Annotated in this window: 14 protein-coding genes; 11 read left to right on the forward strand and 3 right to left on the reverse strand. The window is 41.5% G+C overall.

What is annotated here, in order from left to right:
- Nucleotides 1–22: 22 nt before the first annotated feature.
- Entirely contained in the window at nucleotides 23–535 is a 513-nt protein-coding gene (locus AQPE_RS19575; protein WP_318348185.1) for a YeeE/YedE thiosulfate transporter family protein, read from the reverse strand.
- Nucleotides 536–808: 273 nt separating this feature from the next.
- On the opposite strand from AQPE_RS19575, the gene AQPE_RS19580 reads away from it, so the two are divergent.
- The 5 genes from AQPE_RS19580 (at nucleotide 809) to AQPE_RS19600 (ending at nucleotide 6,183) form a co-directional block, all read left to right on the forward strand.
- Nucleotides 809–1,750: a hypothetical protein gene (locus tag AQPE_RS19580; RefSeq protein WP_318348186.1), complete on the forward strand. Its 942-nt coding sequence runs from the start codon at nucleotides 809–811 to the stop codon at nucleotides 1,748–1,750.
- A gap of 273 nt (nucleotides 1,751–2,023) precedes the next feature.
- Nucleotides 2,024–2,845 (forward strand): TlpA family protein disulfide reductase, encoded by an 822-nt coding sequence (locus tag AQPE_RS19585; protein WP_318348187.1) that lies wholly within the window; start codon nucleotides 2,024–2,026, stop codon nucleotides 2,843–2,845.
- 219 nt (nucleotides 2,846–3,064) lie between these two features.
- Complete coding sequence (locus AQPE_RS19590) at nucleotides 3,065–3,934, forward strand: isocitrate lyase/PEP mutase family protein (RefSeq protein ID WP_318348188.1); 870 nt, start codon at nucleotides 3,065–3,067, stop codon at nucleotides 3,932–3,934.
- A gap of 127 nt (nucleotides 3,935–4,061) precedes the next feature.
- Nucleotides 4,062–5,321: an MFS transporter gene (locus AQPE_RS19595; protein ID WP_318348189.1), complete on the forward strand. Its 1,260-nt coding sequence runs from the start codon at nucleotides 4,062–4,064 to the stop codon at nucleotides 5,319–5,321.
- A gap of 94 nt (nucleotides 5,322–5,415) precedes the next feature.
- Complete coding sequence (locus tag AQPE_RS19600; RefSeq protein ID WP_318348190.1) at nucleotides 5,416–6,183, forward strand: PIG-L deacetylase family protein; 768 nt, start codon at nucleotides 5,416–5,418, stop codon at nucleotides 6,181–6,183.
- A gap of 144 nt (nucleotides 6,184–6,327) precedes the next feature.
- Here AQPE_RS19600 and AQPE_RS19605 read toward each other — a convergent pair whose 3' ends face one another.
- Nucleotides 6,328–7,158, reverse strand: a complete 831-nt coding sequence (locus tag AQPE_RS19605) for an N-acetylmuramic acid 6-phosphate etherase (RefSeq protein WP_318348191.1) — start codon at nucleotides 7,156–7,158, stop codon at nucleotides 6,328–6,330.
- Between the two features lie 8 nt (nucleotides 7,159–7,166).
- Entirely contained in the window at nucleotides 7,167–8,006 is an 840-nt protein-coding gene (locus AQPE_RS19610; protein ID WP_318348192.1) for an ATPase, read from the reverse strand.
- Between the two features lie 259 nt (nucleotides 8,007–8,265).
- On the opposite strand from AQPE_RS19610, the gene AQPE_RS19615 reads away from it, so the two are divergent.
- The 6 genes from AQPE_RS19615 (at nucleotide 8,266) to AQPE_RS19640 (ending at nucleotide 18,775) form a co-directional block, all read left to right on the forward strand.
- A complete protein-coding gene (locus tag AQPE_RS19615) occupies nucleotides 8,266–10,725 on the forward strand; it encodes a glycoside hydrolase family 9 protein (protein WP_318348193.1) in 2,460 nt (819 codons plus the stop codon).
- Between the two features lie 95 nt (nucleotides 10,726–10,820).
- Nucleotides 10,821–12,278 carry a transglutaminase-like domain-containing protein gene (locus AQPE_RS19620; RefSeq protein ID WP_318348194.1) on the forward strand — a complete coding sequence of 486 codons (1,458 nt, stop codon included), beginning with the start codon at nucleotides 10,821–10,823 and terminating at the stop codon, nucleotides 12,276–12,278.
- Between the two features lie 9 nt (nucleotides 12,279–12,287).
- A complete protein-coding gene (locus AQPE_RS19625; protein ID WP_318348195.1) occupies nucleotides 12,288–12,869 on the forward strand; it encodes a DJ-1/PfpI family protein in 582 nt (193 codons plus the stop codon).
- 159 nt (nucleotides 12,870–13,028) lie between these two features.
- The gene (locus tag AQPE_RS19630; protein ID WP_318348196.1) at nucleotides 13,029–14,504 is read left to right on the forward strand and encodes a sodium:solute symporter; all 1,476 of its coding nucleotides are present in this window, start codon (nucleotides 13,029–13,031) and stop codon (nucleotides 14,502–14,504) included.
- The gene (locus AQPE_RS19635) at nucleotides 14,473–15,582 is read left to right on the forward strand and encodes an acyltransferase family protein (protein ID WP_318348197.1); all 1,110 of its coding nucleotides are present in this window, start codon (nucleotides 14,473–14,475) and stop codon (nucleotides 15,580–15,582) included. Before AQPE_RS19630 ends, AQPE_RS19635 begins: the two co-directional genes overlap by 32 nt.
- A gap of 97 nt (nucleotides 15,583–15,679) precedes the next feature.
- Nucleotides 15,680–18,775 (forward strand): golvesin C-terminal-like domain-containing protein, encoded by a 3,096-nt coding sequence (locus AQPE_RS19640; protein ID WP_318348198.1) that lies wholly within the window; start codon nucleotides 15,680–15,682, stop codon nucleotides 18,773–18,775.
- The last annotated feature ends 129 nt before the right edge of the window (nucleotides 18,776–18,904 follow it).

Consider the following 18,904-nt stretch of genomic DNA (forward strand, 5'->3'; position numbering starts at 1 on the left):
GAGGCTGTAAAAATTTGATCTCTCATATCCATAGTTTCCGGAAAAACCAGGCGAAGAGATAGGCCGAACCGAATATGGCGATCATGGTTACAAAACCGGCAACCGAAAACACGGCCATGCCCGAAAGCGCTGCGCCACTGGTGCACCCACGTGCCAACTGTGCTCCGTAAACAAAAAATACACCCCCCAGAAATGCAAAAAACAATCGTTTGTTATTCGATATTTGAGGCGATTTCTCGACCTTGAATTTTAAACGGTGGGAGAGTGCCCCTGAAATAAAACCACCCAACACCATTCCAAAGACTTCTAATGCCAGCCAGTTTTTTAACGGACTTTCGCCATTCTCGAAATACTTGCTGTAATAGGGTGTTTCCATGGCATGTTGATGATCGACAGCGCCTACAATTGCCACTACGGCATATTTAATGCCACCGCTGGCGCCAAGGCCACGTCCTGAAAAAAACATGGCCGACAAAAGAACCAACCCAAGCAGCATTCCTGCCAGGTACGGATTCATGTATTTTCGTTTTTCCATATGTGTAAACTAGTTTGATTCCGACTAGTAAGACAAATTAAGCCGAAGTATTGTTTTGGCGAAGTTTCTGTAACGTTCAAAACCACTCAGAATCTCAAAAATTTCATTCTGTGGGCGGCCTTGATCTACTTCTTCAAATCGTTCAACATCAGTGCATAAAATGTTTGTAAGTATTATGAATTGTTGACATAAAATGAGACGAAAGTAGTGTATATTTGGTTGTAATTAATAGTTGGCGGTAATGTTATGGAGCCTGCATAAATCAAAATTAATATGAAAATTGACAATGAATTAGGTATAGTAGAAATCGGGGAAAACTCTTTTGAGTTTGAGGAATATGATGGAAGCTTGCATTGCGAAATAGACTTACCTGTTTTAAGTAATTTGCATTTTAAGCTTGACGAGATAGATGAAGGCATTTGTTTTAGAACCCATAGTGTTGATGGTTTTGGAAGCTACCTATTTAATGACCTTGAGTTCGCGAAGTCAACAGATATAGTTGTATTTGCTTTTATTTGTCATCAACCGAATAAATACTGGGAAGGACAATGGGGTTTATCAACGATGTTAGCTACTCTAGCTGATGTTATTAAAGATTCGATTGATTTAGATGTTCAATACGAATCGTTAAATATTGAAGATGATTGGAAATATTTAGAAGTTACTTTTTCAATTGATGCAGATTTTAATTTTAGTGAGCTACTTGAGAAATACTCAACTATTTTAAAAGAGGCAATAAAGCGAACTGAGTTAATATTGTCTGGGGCTATTTGGAAAAAAGATTATGAAGAAAATGAGAAACTTTTTTGCACTGAAATTATATTTCCTTTATTAAGAAAAATGGATTTTATTGACGTTCGTTTTAATCATGGAATTCGGGAATATGGCAAAGATTTTACATTTTCCGAGGTTACTAAATTTGGAAATCTTAGACACTTTGCGATTCAAGTAAAAGCGGGAAACCTAAGAGGTAACGTTAATTCGGACATTGATGAAATATTAGGACAGCTTAATGATGCTTTTACTATGCCCTACTATGAAGTGAGTGCAAATGAATCTAGAAATATTTCAATATTTATTATTGCTATAAGTGGTCATTTTACAGAAAATGCGAAAGATAAATTGATTCAAAAAATACCTCAACACTTTAAGGGTTGTGTCTATCTACTTGACAGAGACAAGATTTTAGAATTAATAGAAAGATATTGGAAATAGAACAGTAATAACCACTTCCGACAACATCAGCTACCTGTCAAGCCGGATTTCGGTGCTTCGTTGACAGGAAATTAGTATTTTGAAAGGCAGCTCTTCGTGGACAATTTATCGGAAGTCCCGGCCTGTGTGTAGCTTCCTACGTTAAGGCTATTTTTAGTACGCTTTGAGGAAGGGTTTTAACTTCTTCTATAAAATGAGATTAAGATTAGGAGACGATGGATGTCCGGAAGGATAGGCTACCTTGGAAAACAAAACTAACTGTATCTATGAATCATGAAAAGAACCGTTTTACTAACATTTTCGATTGCAATTTTATCAGTGCTGGCTTGTTCAAAAAAAACAGATTCCGGACAGCCTAATGCTAATTATAAAAACCTGGAAAAAGATTTTATTACCTGGTGGACATATCACGAAAATAACATCATATTATCTTCCAATTTTATTGCCATCGATAATTTGTCGAACCGAATAAGTAAAGAAGATTTCTTTGAGAAACTGACTTCGGGTGATTATATTCCTTTAAAACTAAACTCGAAAGATAGTCTTGTCTATTACAAGCTTTTCAAATTGGATGAAGGCTCGAATAGCGAAATAAGACAGCAAATTAAAAGAAGTTCCACAGCTAACTATATTCACTTTAAAGCGGAAGGTAAGCCTTTTCCGAAATTTCAGTTTTTTGATTTAAACGGAACTGAATACAATAATGAAAATACGAAAGGTAAAATTGTTATTCTCAAATGCTGGTTTATTGGCTGCCATGCTTGCGTTGCCGAATTTCCAGAATTGAATAAACTAGTGAACAATTATCGAAATCGGAAAGATGTTGTCTTTATAAGTTTAGCAACTGATTCGAAAGAAAAATTAAACCAATTTTTAGCTCAAAAAAAGTTCAACTATGCTGTTGTAGCCGACCAGACGAAATTTATAACCAAAGAATTAAATGTGAGTTCGTACCCAACACATCTAATCATTGACTCAAATGGTATAATCCGAAAAGTGGTAAATAAAGCAGATGAAATGATTCTGGCATTAAATGATAAGGAATTTCTGAAGACATCTCTGGCTTCAATTCCTTCTCTACCGGCTTCAAATTAAAACCGCTACTCAGCAGCAAGCTACCCGCAAAGTCGGGTTTCCCGCCACCGCGGACAGGTTGTACTTCTTTAACCGGAACTTAGATCACGATTTTCATTGGGATGATGAAAACAGCACTTTGCAGGAGGTTCACCGGTTAAATTCTACTCAGCGTGTATTTTTGGAACATTTTTGGACCTCCAGAAGTTGTATTACTAAACAACTTTAAAAAATTGGGTTATGGTTTCAGGTATTCAAAAAGAAAAAGCTGAATTGTTCCTGAAATATCATCAGGACAAAGAAATTTTGGTTCTGTTAAACTCATGGGACCCCGGAAGTTCCAAATTAATAGAAGCTTGTGGCTACAAAGCAATCGCAACAACAAGTATGGGAATTGCTGCCTCTTTAGGTTATCCTGACTGCGAGGTCATCCAATTATCGGAAATGATTCACGTGATAATGGGCATTGTAAATGCAGTTCAGGTTCCTGTAACGGTAGATATTGAAGCCGGATATGGAAACAATGTAAATGAAATAATTGAATCGGTTACAAAGATCATTGCTACCGGAATTGTTGGAATAAACATTGAAGACAGCATTGAATTAAGTGCGGAATTAATCGACGAAAATGAATTTTGTGAACGGATATCAGCTATTCGAGCACTGTCTGATTCATTGGGCTTTCATTTAGTCATTAATGCAAGGACTGATTCGTTCTATACTTCGTCAGGTTCGACACGCGAAAAATTAGCTGAATCGATCAAACGTGGCAATAAATACCGGGAGGCTGGTGCCGACTGCATTTTTGTACAACCTGTGTGGGAAAAGGAAACGATTTCGACATTGGTTAAGGAAATTAATGCACCAATTAATATTCTTTCAAACCCTACAATTGGAGGAGGATTACCTCTATCCGTTCGGGAATTGCAGGATTTGGGTGTTGCCCGTTTAAGTTTGGGTTCAGGTTTGATGAAAGCAACTTTAGCTTTAATTAAAAAAGTTGCCAATGAACTTTCAGAGAAAGGTACTTACAACATCTTGCTGGATGGGTTGTCGCCGGTTAGCGAAACTGCATTGGCTTATAAAATGGCAATTGGGTTAAATAAATGATGAACAGCTACTAATTGCAATCTTTATGGCTCTGTTTTTTTAAACCGGAAAGGTTAAGGAAATCTGCTTCGCTGCGTTGGAAGCTATTATATTTGCAACAGTTTTTTCACACAAATGACTAGCCCCAATGAATTTTAGCACGTTCGCGTCTCTTAAAAATCGAAACTACCGATTGTTTTTTATGGGGCAGTCGGTTTCGTTATTGGGAACCTGGATGCAGAAAACTGCTGTAAGTTGGGTTGTTTATTCCCTGACACAGTCAAAATTTATGTTGGGCGTATCGGTGTTCGCAACTCTTTTTCCTACAGCATTGGTTTCATTGTATGGTGGCATCGTAGCCGACAGATATAACCGTTATAAAATTTTGTTGTCAACACAGGTTGTGTCTTTACTGCAAGCTGTTTTATTAACGCTGGCCATCGTATTTTTCAAACAACATGTTGTCTGGGAAATTATTGTTTTGGGTGCAGTATTGGGTGTTATCAACGGATTTGATATGCCAGCACGCCAATCATTGGTCAGAGAATTGGTTGGTCGTAAAGAAGATTTGCCTAATGCCCTGGCTTTAAATTCTTCAATGGTTAACTTGTCGAAACTGATAGGGCCTGCTATCGCTGGTTTTATTTTGGAGAGATTTGGTGATGCAATTTGTTTTGGCATTAATGCCATCAGCTTTATTCCGGTGATTCTTTCGTTGCTCCTGATGAAATTACCAAAGCCAGAACCCAAGCCGAAAGCCGACAAGAACCTTAAATACGAATTTTTAGAGGCTTTTGTTTATATCAAAAATACACCTGTGGTTAGTTCAGTCATTATTTTTGTTGGCATTATGGGTTTGTTGGTTTTGCCGTTTAGCACATTAACTCCTGTATTCGCGAAAGACATTTTTAACGGCTCAGCTTTTACATTAGGAATTATTGACGGAGTGATTGGATTTGGCGCTTTCCTGGGCGCTTTGTTTTTAGCTTCGTTACGGCAGGGATCGAATTTAAGTAAGGTATTAGCTATAAATACATTGGTGTTTGGAATTGGACTTATCTTATTTTCGCAAATAACAGTTTTGTCACTCGCACTTCTGTTTATTGCCATTGGTTCATTTGGAATGATGTCGGTACGAACGATTAGTAATACCATTGTTCAAATTCATGTTCCAAACCAATTTCGTGGGCGAGTCATAAGCATTTATTTGATGGTATTAACGGCGACGATACCTATTGGAAGTTTGATCGTAGGCGCGGTTTCTCATTATATTGGCGTTGAAACCACCGTTTTGATCGAAGGATTTCTGGCTTTGATTGTTGCCATTTTCTATGTTCGGTATCTGAAAAATGAAAAGCTCAAAGATGAAGGACAATCTCTTTTGGAGCAACAACCTCAGGAAGCGTGAACAAAAGCTATGATCTATCAGGGTAAGCGCATCAGCAAATGATCGAATTTGTATCATTTGTATTAATTTAGTGCAACCTTAAAATCTAAATCAAATGACAAAACATTCTCGAAGGCAATTTTTTCAAAATGCGATACCTGTTACCATTGGAACTACCATCGGACTATCAAATGTTAGTGCCATGGGCAATAGCGCTTCAACTTCAATCGAAAAGAAAATGAAAATTGTAGTTGTCGGGGCTCATCCTGATGATCCGGAAACCATATGCGGTGGGTTGATGGCTATGTATTCGGGTTTAGGTCATGAGGTTGTATCGGTCTATTTAACACGGGGCGAAGCTGGTATTGAAGGGAAAACACACGAGGAATCTGCAAAAATTCGCACGGCCGAGGCACTAACTGCATGTGCTATTTTAAAGGTCCGTCCTGAGTTTATTGGTCAAATCGATGGAAATTGTGAAATTACCAGTGAGAGATACGCTCCACTTTTAGACTTATTCAAAAAAGAGAAACCTGATATTGTTCTTACCCATTGGCCAATCGATTCGCATCGCGATCACCGTATTTGTTCCATTTTAGTTTACGATGCATGGTTAAACACGGGACGTAAATCTGCGCTTTACTATTGCGAAGCGATGAGTGGGGTTCAATCGCAAAATTTTGCGCCCACCGATTATGTCGATATTACCGGAGTTGTCGAGCAAAAGCACAAAGCTTGTTTTGCACATGTGAGCCAGGAAATAGAACAGACATACAGCGAACATCACGGGAAAATGGAGAAGTTTCGCGGAATGGAATTTGGTTGCGATTATGCCGAGGCATTTGTCAGGCATGTTAAAAGCCCCGGAATTTACTTGAAGTAGTTTAACTTCTTCAGGAGAGAATTGAAGCCTCAACGTATTGTTTACTAAACTGGACAAGACTTCACATCAATGAATCAGACTTAAAAGCCGGTTGAACTTTAGTGCTTCCGGCTTCTTTCTATTTTTAAATGAAGCGATTGATCCTTATTTCTCTTCTTTTTCTGCCATCAAAACTGCATTTACCGAGCCATGCAGCAGCAATAGTCGTTTGGCTTTTACTTCGTCGTAACCCAGTTCGGTCATAATCATCCGGGTGCCGCGATTAATCAGTTTTTGATTCGTCAATTGCATGTTCACCATTTTATTCCCTTTTACACGTCCGAGTTTAATCATCAGCGAAGTGGTGATCATGTTCAGGATCAGCTTTTGTGAAGTGCCCGATTTCATCCGGGTGCTGCCGGTTAAAAATTCAGGGCCAACAATGGCTTCAATCGGAATGTCAACATTTTGTGCCAAAACACTATCCTTATTATTTACGATGCAACCAGTCAGAATGCCTTCTGTTCGGGCTCTTTTAACTGCTCCAATCACATAGGGAGTCCGCCCCGAAGCAGCAATGCCAACAATAGAATCCAGTTTGCTGAGCTCGTATTTCTCCATATCTTTCCAGGCCTGCTCTTCGTCGTCTTCGGCCATTTCAACTGCTTTACGAATGGCACGGTCGCCGCCGGCAATCAGTCCAATAACCAAATCGTGACCAACTCCGAAGGTGGGTGGAATTTCCGAAGCATCTAAAATGCCCAAACGCCCACTGGTGCCTGCACCCAAGTAGAATAATCGTCCGCCCTTTTTCATGCGCTGATAAACTTCTTCCACCAGTTTTTCAATTTGGGGAATAGCGTTGTGTACGGCTGGTAAAACTTTTTTGTCTTCTTCGTGAATACTTAACAAGAGTTCTTTTACCGATTTTTTTTCCAAATCGTTATACAGCGAATCGGCTTCGGTGGTACTTGTTGTTGTAGTTGTGGTGGTCATTTTTACGTTTACTTTATGCTGTAATATTTCTCTAGCCCGTCAATGGGCTCTTTAATAATCGTTGTTTCTTCGAACCCGAAATAGCTGGCAGTATTGTTCAATATCTGGCTAAAATAGAATGCAACAGAACCAATAAAACCGATTGGATATTGGGTATAATCCGGCAATTTACTTACGTTACGTTCAAAGAATTCCATGAAATTATGCTGCACAAACTCCTGACAATATGCTGAATTGCTATTTTCCGACAAAAAAGGTACAAATTGTGCCAGAAATTGGTTGGGTTTTTCGGTACGGTAAACCCTGTTTAGGGCTTCTTCGCGGGTAATACCGAACTGCTTACCAAATTCGTCGCGTAACCGGCTAGGCATAACATCCTTAAAATAGTCGCCAAGCAATTTTCGTCCCATAACTGAGCCGCTGCCTTCATCGCCTAAAATAAAACCTAGCGGAGAAATCCCATGTGCAATTTGCTTGCCATCATACAAACAAGCATTCGAGCCTGTGCCCAAAATGCAGGCAATCCCGGCCTGATCTCCAAATAAAGCACGGGCTGCTCCCAACACATCGCTGTGAGTTTCCACAATGGCTTCAGGATAAATGCGATTTAAAGCTCTGCGGATGATGTCGCCCTTTTCTGCATTTACAATTCCAGCCCCATAAAAATAAATTTCCTGAATTCCGGTACCAGTTTCCGGGAAGAGCACCTTTTCAACTTCCTGAATAATACTTTCCTCTGGCTGTGAGTAGGGGTTGAGCCCTGATGTTTTAATGTTTTTAATATGACCTGAACCATCAATCAGTTTCCATGATGTTTTAGTCGATCCACTGTCGGCAATAAGTTTCATTTATTATTTGAAATTGGTGATCTTTTGTTTGCGGTGTAAAGATAACGTTTTTGGTGAAAAATGAAATGTATCATATAACATGTATTACCAATATTTGCATGATTCATTAATTCCACTAATTTTGATCCATTATTTCGCGTGAAACCTGAGCCTAAATAATTCCAGACAGAACAGTCTATGTTCAATTGATTTGTATCTTTATGAAATGTAAGCTGTTTTCCCGAAATATTGATTTCTAAACATAAAGACCACGGAAGCTATGAGAACTCTTTTCTTGATCAGTGTGATTTTTCTTATTTCGTTGAAGGTTAGCGCTTCATCGATAATTCGTATCAATCAAATGGGTTATTTGCCTCAATCGGTTAAGGTGGCAGTTTTTCTTTCCGATCAGGATGAGGAACTTTCTAGGTTTCAGTTGTTCGAATCACTTTCAGGAAAATTGGTTTTTGAAGGCACACCAGAACTTGCCGATGCCAGCATTTGGGGCAAACAGAAAGCCTACCGACTTAACTTTACGGCTTTTCATGAAATGGGTGGTTTTATCCTGAAGGCTGGCAACTCTGTATCTCCGTCGTTTCGTATCTCGCCTGATGTTTATAATGGTACTGCCGATTTCATTCTTAATTATATGCGTCAACAGCGTTGTGGGTTCAATCCGTACCTGAATGATTCGTGTCACACGCATGATGGAATTATTGTCGATCATCCTACCAAAACCGGGCAGCACATCGATGTGATTGGGGGGTGGCACGATGCTTCTGATTATTTGCAATACACTACAACTTCTGCAAATGCCATTTATCAGCTACTGTTTGCCTATCAGCAGAACCCATCGGTTTATGGTGATAAGTTTGCCGCCAATGGCAAGCCGGGAGCCAACGGAATCCCGGATATCCTGGACGAAGCCCGCTGGGGTTTGGAATGGCTCCTGAAAATGAATCCGGCGAAAAATGAAATGTACAACCAGATTGCTGATGACCGCGATCACGCCGGATTTCGGATTCCTACCTTGGATACGTTGGGTGGTTATGGATTGGGAGTGTACCGACCGGTTTATTTTGTGACCGGGAAATCGCAGGGATTGGGTAAATATAAAAATCGCTCGACAGGCGTTTCGTCAACGGCAGCAAAGTTCAGTTCGTCGTTTGCTTTAGGCGCTTCAGTCTTTAAACATATTGATCCAACGTTTGCTGAGCAAATGCTCCGGAAATCGCGCGACGCTTGGGATTTTGCCAAATCCGATCTGGGCAATTTTCAGACGGCTTGCATGGTTTCGCCATATTTTTACGAAGAAGACAATTGGGTTGACGACATGGAACTGGCAGCTGCGACCTTAATTCCGACAGAAAAGCAGATCGATTTTCAGAAAGAAGCCAAATACTGGGGCGAGTTGGAACCGGTAACGCCCTGGATGGAACTGAACCGTGCCCGGCATTACCAGTATTATCCGTTTGTGAATTTGGGACATGCTTTATTGGCTCAGTCATCCGATCCGTTGATTGCCAAGCAGTTTGCCGCTTTGATGAAACAGGGACTCGATCAAATCCGGAAATATGCAGCCAACGATCCGTTCCGGATTGGCGTTCCATTTGTTTGGTGCTCCAATAATTTTGTGGCAGCAGCCATCACTCAGGCTAAATTATACCGAAAAATTACCGGCGATAATACTTACGAAGAAATGGAAGCCGCTTTAACTGATTGGCTGTTTGGTTGTAATCCATGGGGAACATCAATGATATGTGGACTTCCGGCTGGGGGCGATTATCCTGAAAAACCACATTCGGCGATTACGCTTTACCTGAATCAAACCACAACCGGCGGTTTGGTTGATGGTCCGGTTTATACCAGCATTTATAAGAGTTTGCTCGGAATTCATTTATTAAGAGCAGATCAGTACCCTGAATTTCAGGATGGCAAGGCGGTTTACCACGATGATATTGGTGATTATTCGACCAACGAACCAACGATGGACGGAACGGCCAGTCTGAGCTACCTGCTTTCGTCGCTCGAAGTTGAAGGTCATACTTCGGGAGATGTTTTGGACAATCAGGGTGCTTTGGTACGGAAAAATCCGGCTGAAAAGAAAGTGTACCTGATTTTTTCGGCTCACGAATTAGGCGAAGGAGGACAACTAATTGCTCAAACTTTGAAAAAATACAAAGCCAAAGGTTCATTTTTCCTGACAGGGACTTTCTATAACAATCCGGAAAATAAATCACTCATCAACGAATTGATTGCTGATGGTCATTATCTGGGAGCGCACTCCGATGGCCATTTGTTGTATGCCGACTGGACGAAGCGCGATTCGACTCTGGTTACTCAAAAGCAGTTCTCCGATGATTTGAAATTGAATTACAAAAAGATGGAAGCATTTGGTTTGACTCCCGAAAAAGCTTCGGTATTTTTACCTCCGTACGAATGGTACAATGCTGAAAGTGTTGACTGGAGTAGGCAGATGGGTTTGAAAGTGATCAATTTTACGCCTGGAATCCGCTCAAATGCCGATTACACCACACCGGATATGACTGGTTATCGCTCTTCGGAAACGATTTTGAACGACATTCAGACTTTTGAGAAGAATGACCCGAATGGACTGAACGGCTGCATCATGCTGATTCATATGGGAACAGAACCTTCGCGTACTGATAAGTTTTACAATCGGTTGGGCGAACTTCTCTCGTGGCTGAAGAAAAATGGATATTCAACGGATCGGTTTTAATTGTGAGTTCTATGAGATACAAATGCGAACCACATAGACCACATAGGAATAAAAAATGAAAAGCTATGTGATCTATGTGGTTTAAAAACAAGTATATGAAATATAAAATTTTCCAATCGCCGAAGATTATCAAAAACCTGCTGTTTGTCGGAGTCTTTTTTGTTGCCTGCACTCCTGCGCCTAAGACCCCGGTTAATCTGACCAGTGTTGAGCAACTTGTAGCTTCAGGAGAACTGAAAAAGGCAGAAATGATGGCCGATTCGTTAAAAGCAACAGGCACTTTGGGAGCGGCTGATTTGTATAAAATGGATTCTATCGTTGATATTGGCCGCCGCATTCGGCTCGATTTTCGGTTAACTGAGACCGATGTGAAAAGTCAGCTTTCAAAATATTTTCCGGCATTGGATACTGCACTTTTCAGAAATTGGGAAAACTCACTGAAACTTGAGATGCACCTGATTGACGGTGAGAAACGCTATTTCAAAAATGCTGTTGCCAACTTGTTTCGGCTCGACGATGAGGCGCGGAAATTCAAAGAAAAAGTTGATGGCATTCAGGTCGATTCGCTTGATTTATTTTGTTTACAGCATACCGCAAAAGTAATTTCAGCAACTAAAACTTCAGGAGAACCGGTTTTGCCCGTTCATATGATTTTAACCTACACGGTGAAAGCCAAGCCCAATGCGGTTCCTGATGGCCAGATCATTCGTTGCTGGATGCCGTTTCCGAGGGAAGGACATGCAAGGCAAAAGAACATCAATCTGCTGAAATCTGATCCTGAAAAAGCGATGGGTGCTCCCGAAAGCGACCTTCAGCACGCGGTTTATCTGGAAAAGAAAGCGGTGAAAGATCAGCCAACCGTTTTTCAGATTGAATTTGAGGTTGAAACCGCTGCCCAATACTTTGATCTGGAGCCGGCGAAAATTAAACCTTACAATACCGAAAGTGCTGTTTATAAAGAAAATACGGTAGAACGGCTTCCGCAGATCGTATTCACACCCAAAATAAAGCAACTTGCTAACCGGATATTGGGAGGCGAAACCAATCCATTGTTAAAAGTTCAGAAAATATACAACTGGATCAACGATTCGGTTCGCTGGGCCAGTGCGCTCGAATACAGCACTATGTCGGATATTCCGGGATATGTGATGAAAACTCACTATGGCGATTGTGGGATGCAAACCTTGCTGTTTATGACATTGGCGCGTTCGCAGGGCATTCCGGTGAAATGGCAAAGTGGCTGGATGCTTCACCCGCATGAAGTTAATCTGCACGACTGGTGCGAAGTGTATTACGAAGGCATTGGTTGGGTTCCGCTCGACCAGTCGTTTGGTTTGCAGGACAGTTCGGATTCGAAAATTCGTAATTTTTATCGTTCAGGAATTGACGCGTACCGCTTGATTGTGAATGATGATTACAGCCGGGAATTAACTCCGGAGAAGAAATTTCCGCGCAGCGAACCGTACGATTTTCAGCGTGGCGAACTGGAATGGGAGGGTGGTAACCTCTATTTTAACCAATGGAATTGGGACATGGAAGTAAAATATCTTTAATACCCGAAAATGAAACGAGTTTTATTGTTGTTGGCCGATGGTTTTGAAACGTTTGAAGCAAGTGTTTTCATTGATGTAATTGGATGGAATCTTTTAGATGGCGATCATTCAACGGAACTATTTACTGGTGGATTGAGAAAGGAAATACGAAGTTCATTCAATCAGAGATTCATTGTTGATTACCCGATCGGCGAAATTGACGTTGATTCGTTTGACGCTTTGGCTATTCCCGGTGGATTTGAGGAGTATGATTTTTACAAAGATGCTTACGATGAGAAGTTTCTGGACTTGATCCGGACATTTAAAGCGAAAGACAAGATTGTTGCATCCATTTGTGTTGCAGCTTTGCCGGTTGGCAAGAGTGGCATCCTGAAGGATAAAAAAGGTACGACCTATAAAAATCCGGTTCGACGTGATGCCTTGAAAAGTTTTGGCGTTGAGGTTATGAATCAACCGATTGTGATTGACGACTACATTATAACATCATGGAATCCTTCCACCGCGGTTGATGTAGCGCTATTGTTGCTGGAGTTACTGACTTCAAAAACAAATGCTGATTATATCCGGTCGATTATGGGTTTCGAAAAATAAAAAATGAATGTCTGATATTTTACCTGAAATGAAAGTGGTTTTTGTTGGCGGCGACTGGCAAAGCCACTCTGATAAAAGCAGTAAGGTAAGTACCCGGAGATTCGTAACATAGAATTATTAGCGAGATCCGAGTTTATTTTGATCATTGAAACGAATTAAATGAGTACAACCATTTTATTTATTGTTCTGGTTTGTTTTTTTGGACTGCTGTTTGGCATTTCATATTTAACCTCGAAGAATGTAAACAACGAAACATTTTTCACCGGAAACCGAAAATCCAAATGGTACATGGTGGCTTTTGCCATGATTGGAACCACGATTTCAGGAGTAACCTTTATTTCAGTTCCGGGCGAGGTTGGCCGTTCTGGCTGGACTTACCTGCAATTTCTGCTGGGTAATTTTGCCGGTTACTGGGTAGTTGCTTTGGTACTTATCCCACTTTACTACAAACTGCAACTCATTTCAATTTATACTTATCTCGATCAGCGATTTGGTGTGCGGTCATATAAAACAGGCTCATTCTTTTTCCTTGTTTCTCGTACTATTGGTGCGGCTTTTCGCATGTATCTGGTGGCGGGAGTGCTGCAACTTGCTTTTTTCGACGCACTTGGAATTCCTTTCGCATTAACTGTTGCCATTGCTATTTTTATGATTTTGGCTTATACCTTTCGTGCCGGAATTAAAACCATCATCTGGACCGACTCGCTTCAAACTACTTTTTTGCTGGCCTCTTTGGTATTAACGATTTTCATCATATCGAAACAACTTGATTTGAGTGCGTTCAAGATGGTTAAAGTCATCGACGAGCACCCCTTCAGTAAAATTTTCGACTGGGATTGGCGTTCGAAAACTAATTTCTTCAAGCAATTTCTGTCCGGACTTGGTATTGTAATTGTGATGAATGGTCTGGATCAGGACATCATGCAGAAGAGTTTAACGTGTAAGAATAAGCACGATGCCCAGAAAAACCTGTTTTGGTTTAGTCTGGCGTTTATCGTTGTCAATGTTTTATTCCTGAGTCTTGGTGTTTTGCTTTATGTTTTTGCCCAACAACAGGGAATTGCCATTCCGGAGAAAACCGACGATTTTTTCCCGCTTTTAGCCTTGAATTATTTTGGAACTTTTGCTGGAATATTGTTTTTACTGGGCATTGTTTCAGTCACGTATTCAAGCTCCGACTCTGCATTGACAGCTCTCACAACTTCATTCTGCATCGACTTTTTGAATCTGGATACGAAAAAGCCAGAGAGCAAATTTACCCGGATCAAAGTTCATGTTGGTTTTTCAATACTGATGTTTTTGGTGATTGTGCTTTTCAGGATCATCAACGACGAAAGCGTGGTTACCGCAGTTTTCAAAGTCGCCGGGTACACGTACGGCCCCTTGCTTGGCCTTTTTGCTTTCGGAATACTGACGAAGAAAAAGGTGAATGACCGCTACGTTCCGCTGGTCGGATTGCTGTCGCCAGTGATAACCTACATCATCAACGCCAATTCCGAAGCCTGGTTGGGCGGGTATAAATTTGGCTTCGAATTGTTGCTCCTGAATGGGCTGATCATGTTTGTGGGTTTGCTGCTACTAACAAAAAAACAAGATATACCGAATGAAGACAACGCAACGTTACCTCGCTCTTGATGTTCTGCGCGGCATGACCGTCGCTTTGATGATCCTGGTGAATAATCCCGGAAGCTGGGCTCATATTTATGCGCCTTTGGAACATGCCAAATGGAACGGATGTACGCCAACCGATTTGGTTTTTCCGTTCTTTCTCTTTGTGGTCGGGGTTTCCATGTTCTTCTCTTTCTCGAAATACGGAAATACGTTGAATAAAGAATCGCTCCTGAAAATAGGTAAACGGACACTCCTGATTTTTGCCATTGGCCTGTTTCTGAATTCATTTCCACAATGGGCAACCGATTATTCGAAATTGCGCATTATGGGCGTTTTGCAGCGAATCGCGCTGGCTTATGGAATTGGGGCAGTAATCGTTCTGGCCTCTCCACGAAAATATTTGCCTTACATTGGTTTTGCAATTCTGCTTTTTTATTGGGGCTTGATGTATATTCTGGGCGGTTCCGATCCTTTTTCGCTTCAGGGAAATGCTACTATTCCATTTGATTCTGCGGTGCTCGGAGTTACCCATTTATACAAAGGATTTGGAATCCCGTTTGATCCGGAAGGGCTGCTAAGCACGATACCGGCAGTGGTGACGGTAATTCTGGGTTACCTTGTTGGCGCATTAGTTAAAGAAGCCGAAAAGACTTCGGTACCGAAAAAATTATTACTTGTTGGTATTGTTGCGGTTGCTTCTGGCTTGCTTTGGGGCTTTTTCTTCCCGATTAATAAAGCAATCTGGAGCAGTTCGTATGTTCTTTATACAGCAGGATGGGCGTGTTCTGTTTTGGCTCTTTTGATCTGGGTCATCGACTTGAAAGGCTATTCCAGGTGGACTTCGTTTTTTGTGGTATTTGGGATGAACCCACTGTTCATCTTCGCACTTTCCGGATTGTGGGCTAAAACATTGGGACGCTTGGTTCAGATTTCCGGAACTGATGGTTCCAGTCTGAGTGGTTCAGGATGGCTGTATTCAAAGGTTTTTGAACCATTGGCAGGAGACATTAATGGTTCTTTGCTTTACGCCATTGCGCATGTTGTATTCTTTTGGATGATTGGATATGTGCTGTATAAAAGGAAGATATTTATAAAAGTATAACTAGCCGATAACCTCAATTTACAGTTTGCATGTAAACTGAGTTATCCTTTGCCGTTGGCTTTAGCCAACGGATAGTTCAATAAAAAGGAAATTAAAAATGAAAAATTATTTTTCGTTGAAAATAGGAATTGCTTTATTATTCTTTTGCCTGATAACAGGAACAACAAAAGCCGATAAATCCAGTCGTTTTCTGAAAAAAGCGAATAAGGCAGCTACTGCTTTCGCAAAGAAGGCTTCAGTCGGAACCGATTATACGTTTAAGATCGATACGGTTTTAGTCGATGTTCAGTCGAAAAAAGTGAAACTGGGAATGAAAGAGACATTTGCCTATATCCCTTTCAGGCTTGAAAATACCACAGAATTTTACAATTGGTATGAAGATTTGCTTGGACGAAGATTTCGCAACTATTCGGTTTCCATCGAAAGTATGGGCAAGGAAATTCACGAATTAATTCCAAACATTTATCGGAATCAATCGGTTGCCATCGATGCCAAACGTTTGAGCCAATCTGTAAATACGAAACTGCCGGTTGTTCGGAACATCTCGGCAAACTCCAACTTTCCGGAGGGATTGAGCAACAGAAACATCGCGCTGTGGCACAGTCATGGCTGGTATTACGAAAACACGCTCGATCGCTGGGAATGGCAACGCGCCCGTGTTTTCCTGACTGTTGAAGACATTTGGACCATGAGTTTTGTGGTTCCGTACATTACGCCAATGCTCGAAAATGCGGGGGCAGAGGTTTTCCTTCCGCGCGAAAGAGATACCCAGAAGCATGAAGTCATCATTGATGCTGATGGCTCAACCAAAGGTTGCACGTATCAGGAATTGGGTGAAGCACTTCAGTCTGGTAAAGAAGTTGGATTCGGACTGAAAGTGCCATTTCTGCTTGAAGGCGAAAATCCATTCCAGATGGGCGGAACACGACAAATGATGGCCAATAAAAATACCACCTCACAAGTTGTTTATACGTCTGAAATTCCTGAATCAGGAAAATATGCAGTGTACATTTCGTATGTACGGAATGATGAAAATATTACCGATGCGCATTACACGGTTTTTCATTCAGGAGGAAAGACTGAGTTTCTGGTGAACCAGACCATCGGCGGCGGAACCTGGATTTACCTGGGAACATTTCAGTTCGAAAAAGGAATGAACGGCAAAATTGAATTGAGCAATCAGTCGAATGAAACCGGCAAACTTGTTTCTGTTGATGCGGTTCGATTGGGTGGCGGAATGGGAAATGTGGTTCGTGGAAGATCCGGTGATATGGATCAGTTACTGAAACTACGCGATGCTCAGGGGTTTGCTCTGGATTGGTCGAAATGGTTGCCATTCGCTAGCCAGCGCCCAAGGTATCAGGAAGGTGCGCGCTATTATTTGCAATATGCAGGCATGCCCGATACACTGGTTTATATCCTGAACAAAGTGAAGGTTGATTATTCGAATCGTGGAAAAGATGCCGCTGCTTTTGCCAAACGCGAAGCCGGAAAAAATGATTACAAAGACGATTATCAGAGTCGTGGCGAATGGGTGAATTACCTGTTAGGTGCTCCAAACGGACCAACTGCAAATCCTGAAGTGAAAGGTTTGGGAATTCCGGTTGACATGGCTTTGGCGTTTCATACCGATGCCGGAACTACGCCGGATAGCACCATTATCGGGACATTAATGATTTATGATACTACCAATGGACCTGACTCGTTTAAGAATGGACAGTCGAGATGGGCGAGCCGTGATTTGGCCGATATTGTGCAATCGCAGGTGGTTGGCGACCTTCAGAAATTGTATTTCCCGCAGTGGACTCGCCGTGGAATGTGGAACAAACAATATTCGGAAGCCGCCCGCCCAAAAGTTCCGACAGTTCTTTCCGAATTATTGTCGCACCAAAATTTTGCAGATATGGCGCTGGCTTACGACCCACGTTTTAAGTTCGATGTGAGCCGGGCTTATTACAAGGGAATCCTGAAGTTTTTAGCTTTTCAGAACGGGCAAAAATATGTGGTACAACCGCTGCCTGTCAATTATTTCCAGATGAAAATGGAAGGACGGAATGTGCGTTTGTCGTGGGCTCCGGTGGCCGATGAACTTGAGCCAACAGCAGTTTCCAAATCGTATAAAATATATACCCGGATTGAAAATGGTGGATTCGATAATGGCATTGAAGTGAACGAACCAACCTATTTATGTCGCGATTTAAAACCGGGTGAGATTTACAGTTTCAAGGTGACGGCTATGAACGAAGGCGGGGAAAGTTTTCCATCAGAAATACTGGCCTGTAGCTTGCCAGCCGATGACAAGAAACCTGTTTTGATTGTGAATGCCTTCGACCGCATTTGCGGACCAGAAACATATGACAATGGAAAGGAAGCCGGATTCCGGATGGGCGAAGATGAAGGTGTTGCCGACAAAACGGATCTTGCATTTATTGGCGAACAATACGATTTTAATCGAAATTCGCAATGGAGAGACGACGATGATTCGGGCTTTGGTTCGTGTCATTCCGATCAGGAAACACGCATTGTTCAGGGAAATTCATTTGATTATCCGCTGGTTCATGGTCTGGCATTCCGAAACAATGGACTGGGATTTATTTCGATGAGCGACGAAGCATTCGAACAGAAAAACTGGAGTGCAACCGATTTTTCGGCACTCGACATCATTTTCGGTGAAGAAAAAACAACCAAACCGCTTTACGGACTTCAGAAAAAAGATTTTTCACTTTTTACTCCTAAAATGCGTCAGGCTATTTCCGGGTTCACTTCCGTCGAAAATGCAAAGCTATTTTTGTCGGGAACTTACATTGGAACCGACCTGGAACTTTGCGGCGATACACTTGCAAAACATTTTGCGGCCGATGTACTACACTTTAAGCAGATGACCAATCACGCCAGCAGAAGTGGTTGCTTGTATCCGGTGAATGCAGTGAAAGCTGATTTTCCTTCCGAAATCCATTTTGTTCAGGAATACAACCCGAAGATTTATAAGGTTGAATCGCCCGATGCCATTGAGCCGAAGGGCGAAAATGCCAAAGTGCTTTTCAGGTACAAAGGCAACAACAAAACTGCCGGCGTTTGTTTTGACGGAAATTATCACACAGTCGTTATCGGATTTCCTTTTGAAACCATAACAACGGATGATGAACGGACGCAGATGATTGGAGAGATTCTGAAATATTGGGGAATGAAGTGATCAGTGTTCAGTCGCAGTGATCAGATGAACTGAAAAAATAAACCGTGTAGCGGTAAAAGTATGGTCGTTTAAAGTTGGTCATTCAAATTTCGTCCGCGGAAAAGCGTTTAGTAAATCGAAACAGAAATT

The organism is Aquipluma nitroreducens (genome assembly GCF_009689585.1).
Taxonomy (GTDB): domain Bacteria; phylum Bacteroidota; class Bacteroidia; order Bacteroidales; family Prolixibacteraceae; genus Aquipluma; species Aquipluma nitroreducens.

Excerpts from the sequence above, each read along its gene's own strand:
- AQPE_RS19575 (WP_318348185.1), bottom strand. The coding sequence starts at position 535 with ATGGAAAAACGAAAATACATGAATCCGTACCTGGCAGGAATGCTGCTT.
- AQPE_RS19580 (WP_318348186.1), top strand. The coding sequence starts at position 809 with ATGAAAATTGACAATGAATTAGGTATAGTAGAAATCGGGGAAAACTCT.
- AQPE_RS19585 (WP_318348187.1), top strand. The coding sequence starts at position 2,024 with ATGAAAAGAACCGTTTTACTAACATTTTCGATTGCAATTTTATCAGTG.
- AQPE_RS19590 (WP_318348188.1), top strand. The coding sequence starts at position 3,065 with ATGGTTTCAGGTATTCAAAAAGAAAAAGCTGAATTGTTCCTGAAATAT.
- AQPE_RS19595 (WP_318348189.1), top strand. The coding sequence starts at position 4,062 with ATGAATTTTAGCACGTTCGCGTCTCTTAAAAATCGAAACTACCGATTG.
- AQPE_RS19600 (WP_318348190.1), top strand. The coding sequence starts at position 5,416 with ATGACAAAACATTCTCGAAGGCAATTTTTTCAAAATGCGATACCTGTT.
- AQPE_RS19605 (WP_318348191.1), bottom strand. The coding sequence starts at position 7,158 with ATGACCACCACAACTACAACAACAAGTACCACCGAAGCCGATTCGCTG.
- AQPE_RS19610 (WP_318348192.1), bottom strand. The coding sequence starts at position 8,006 with ATGAAACTTATTGCCGACAGTGGATCGACTAAAACATCATGGAAACTG.
- AQPE_RS19615 (WP_318348193.1), top strand. The coding sequence starts at position 8,266 with ATGAGAACTCTTTTCTTGATCAGTGTGATTTTTCTTATTTCGTTGAAG.
- AQPE_RS19620 (WP_318348194.1), top strand. The coding sequence starts at position 10,821 with ATGAAATATAAAATTTTCCAATCGCCGAAGATTATCAAAAACCTGCTG.
- AQPE_RS19625 (WP_318348195.1), top strand. The coding sequence starts at position 12,288 with ATGAAACGAGTTTTATTGTTGTTGGCCGATGGTTTTGAAACGTTTGAA.
- AQPE_RS19630 (WP_318348196.1), top strand. The coding sequence starts at position 13,029 with ATGAGTACAACCATTTTATTTATTGTTCTGGTTTGTTTTTTTGGACTG.
- AQPE_RS19635 (WP_318348197.1), top strand. The coding sequence starts at position 14,473 with ATGAAGACAACGCAACGTTACCTCGCTCTTGATGTTCTGCGCGGCATG.
- AQPE_RS19640 (WP_318348198.1), top strand. The coding sequence starts at position 15,680 with ATGAAAAATTATTTTTCGTTGAAAATAGGAATTGCTTTATTATTCTTT.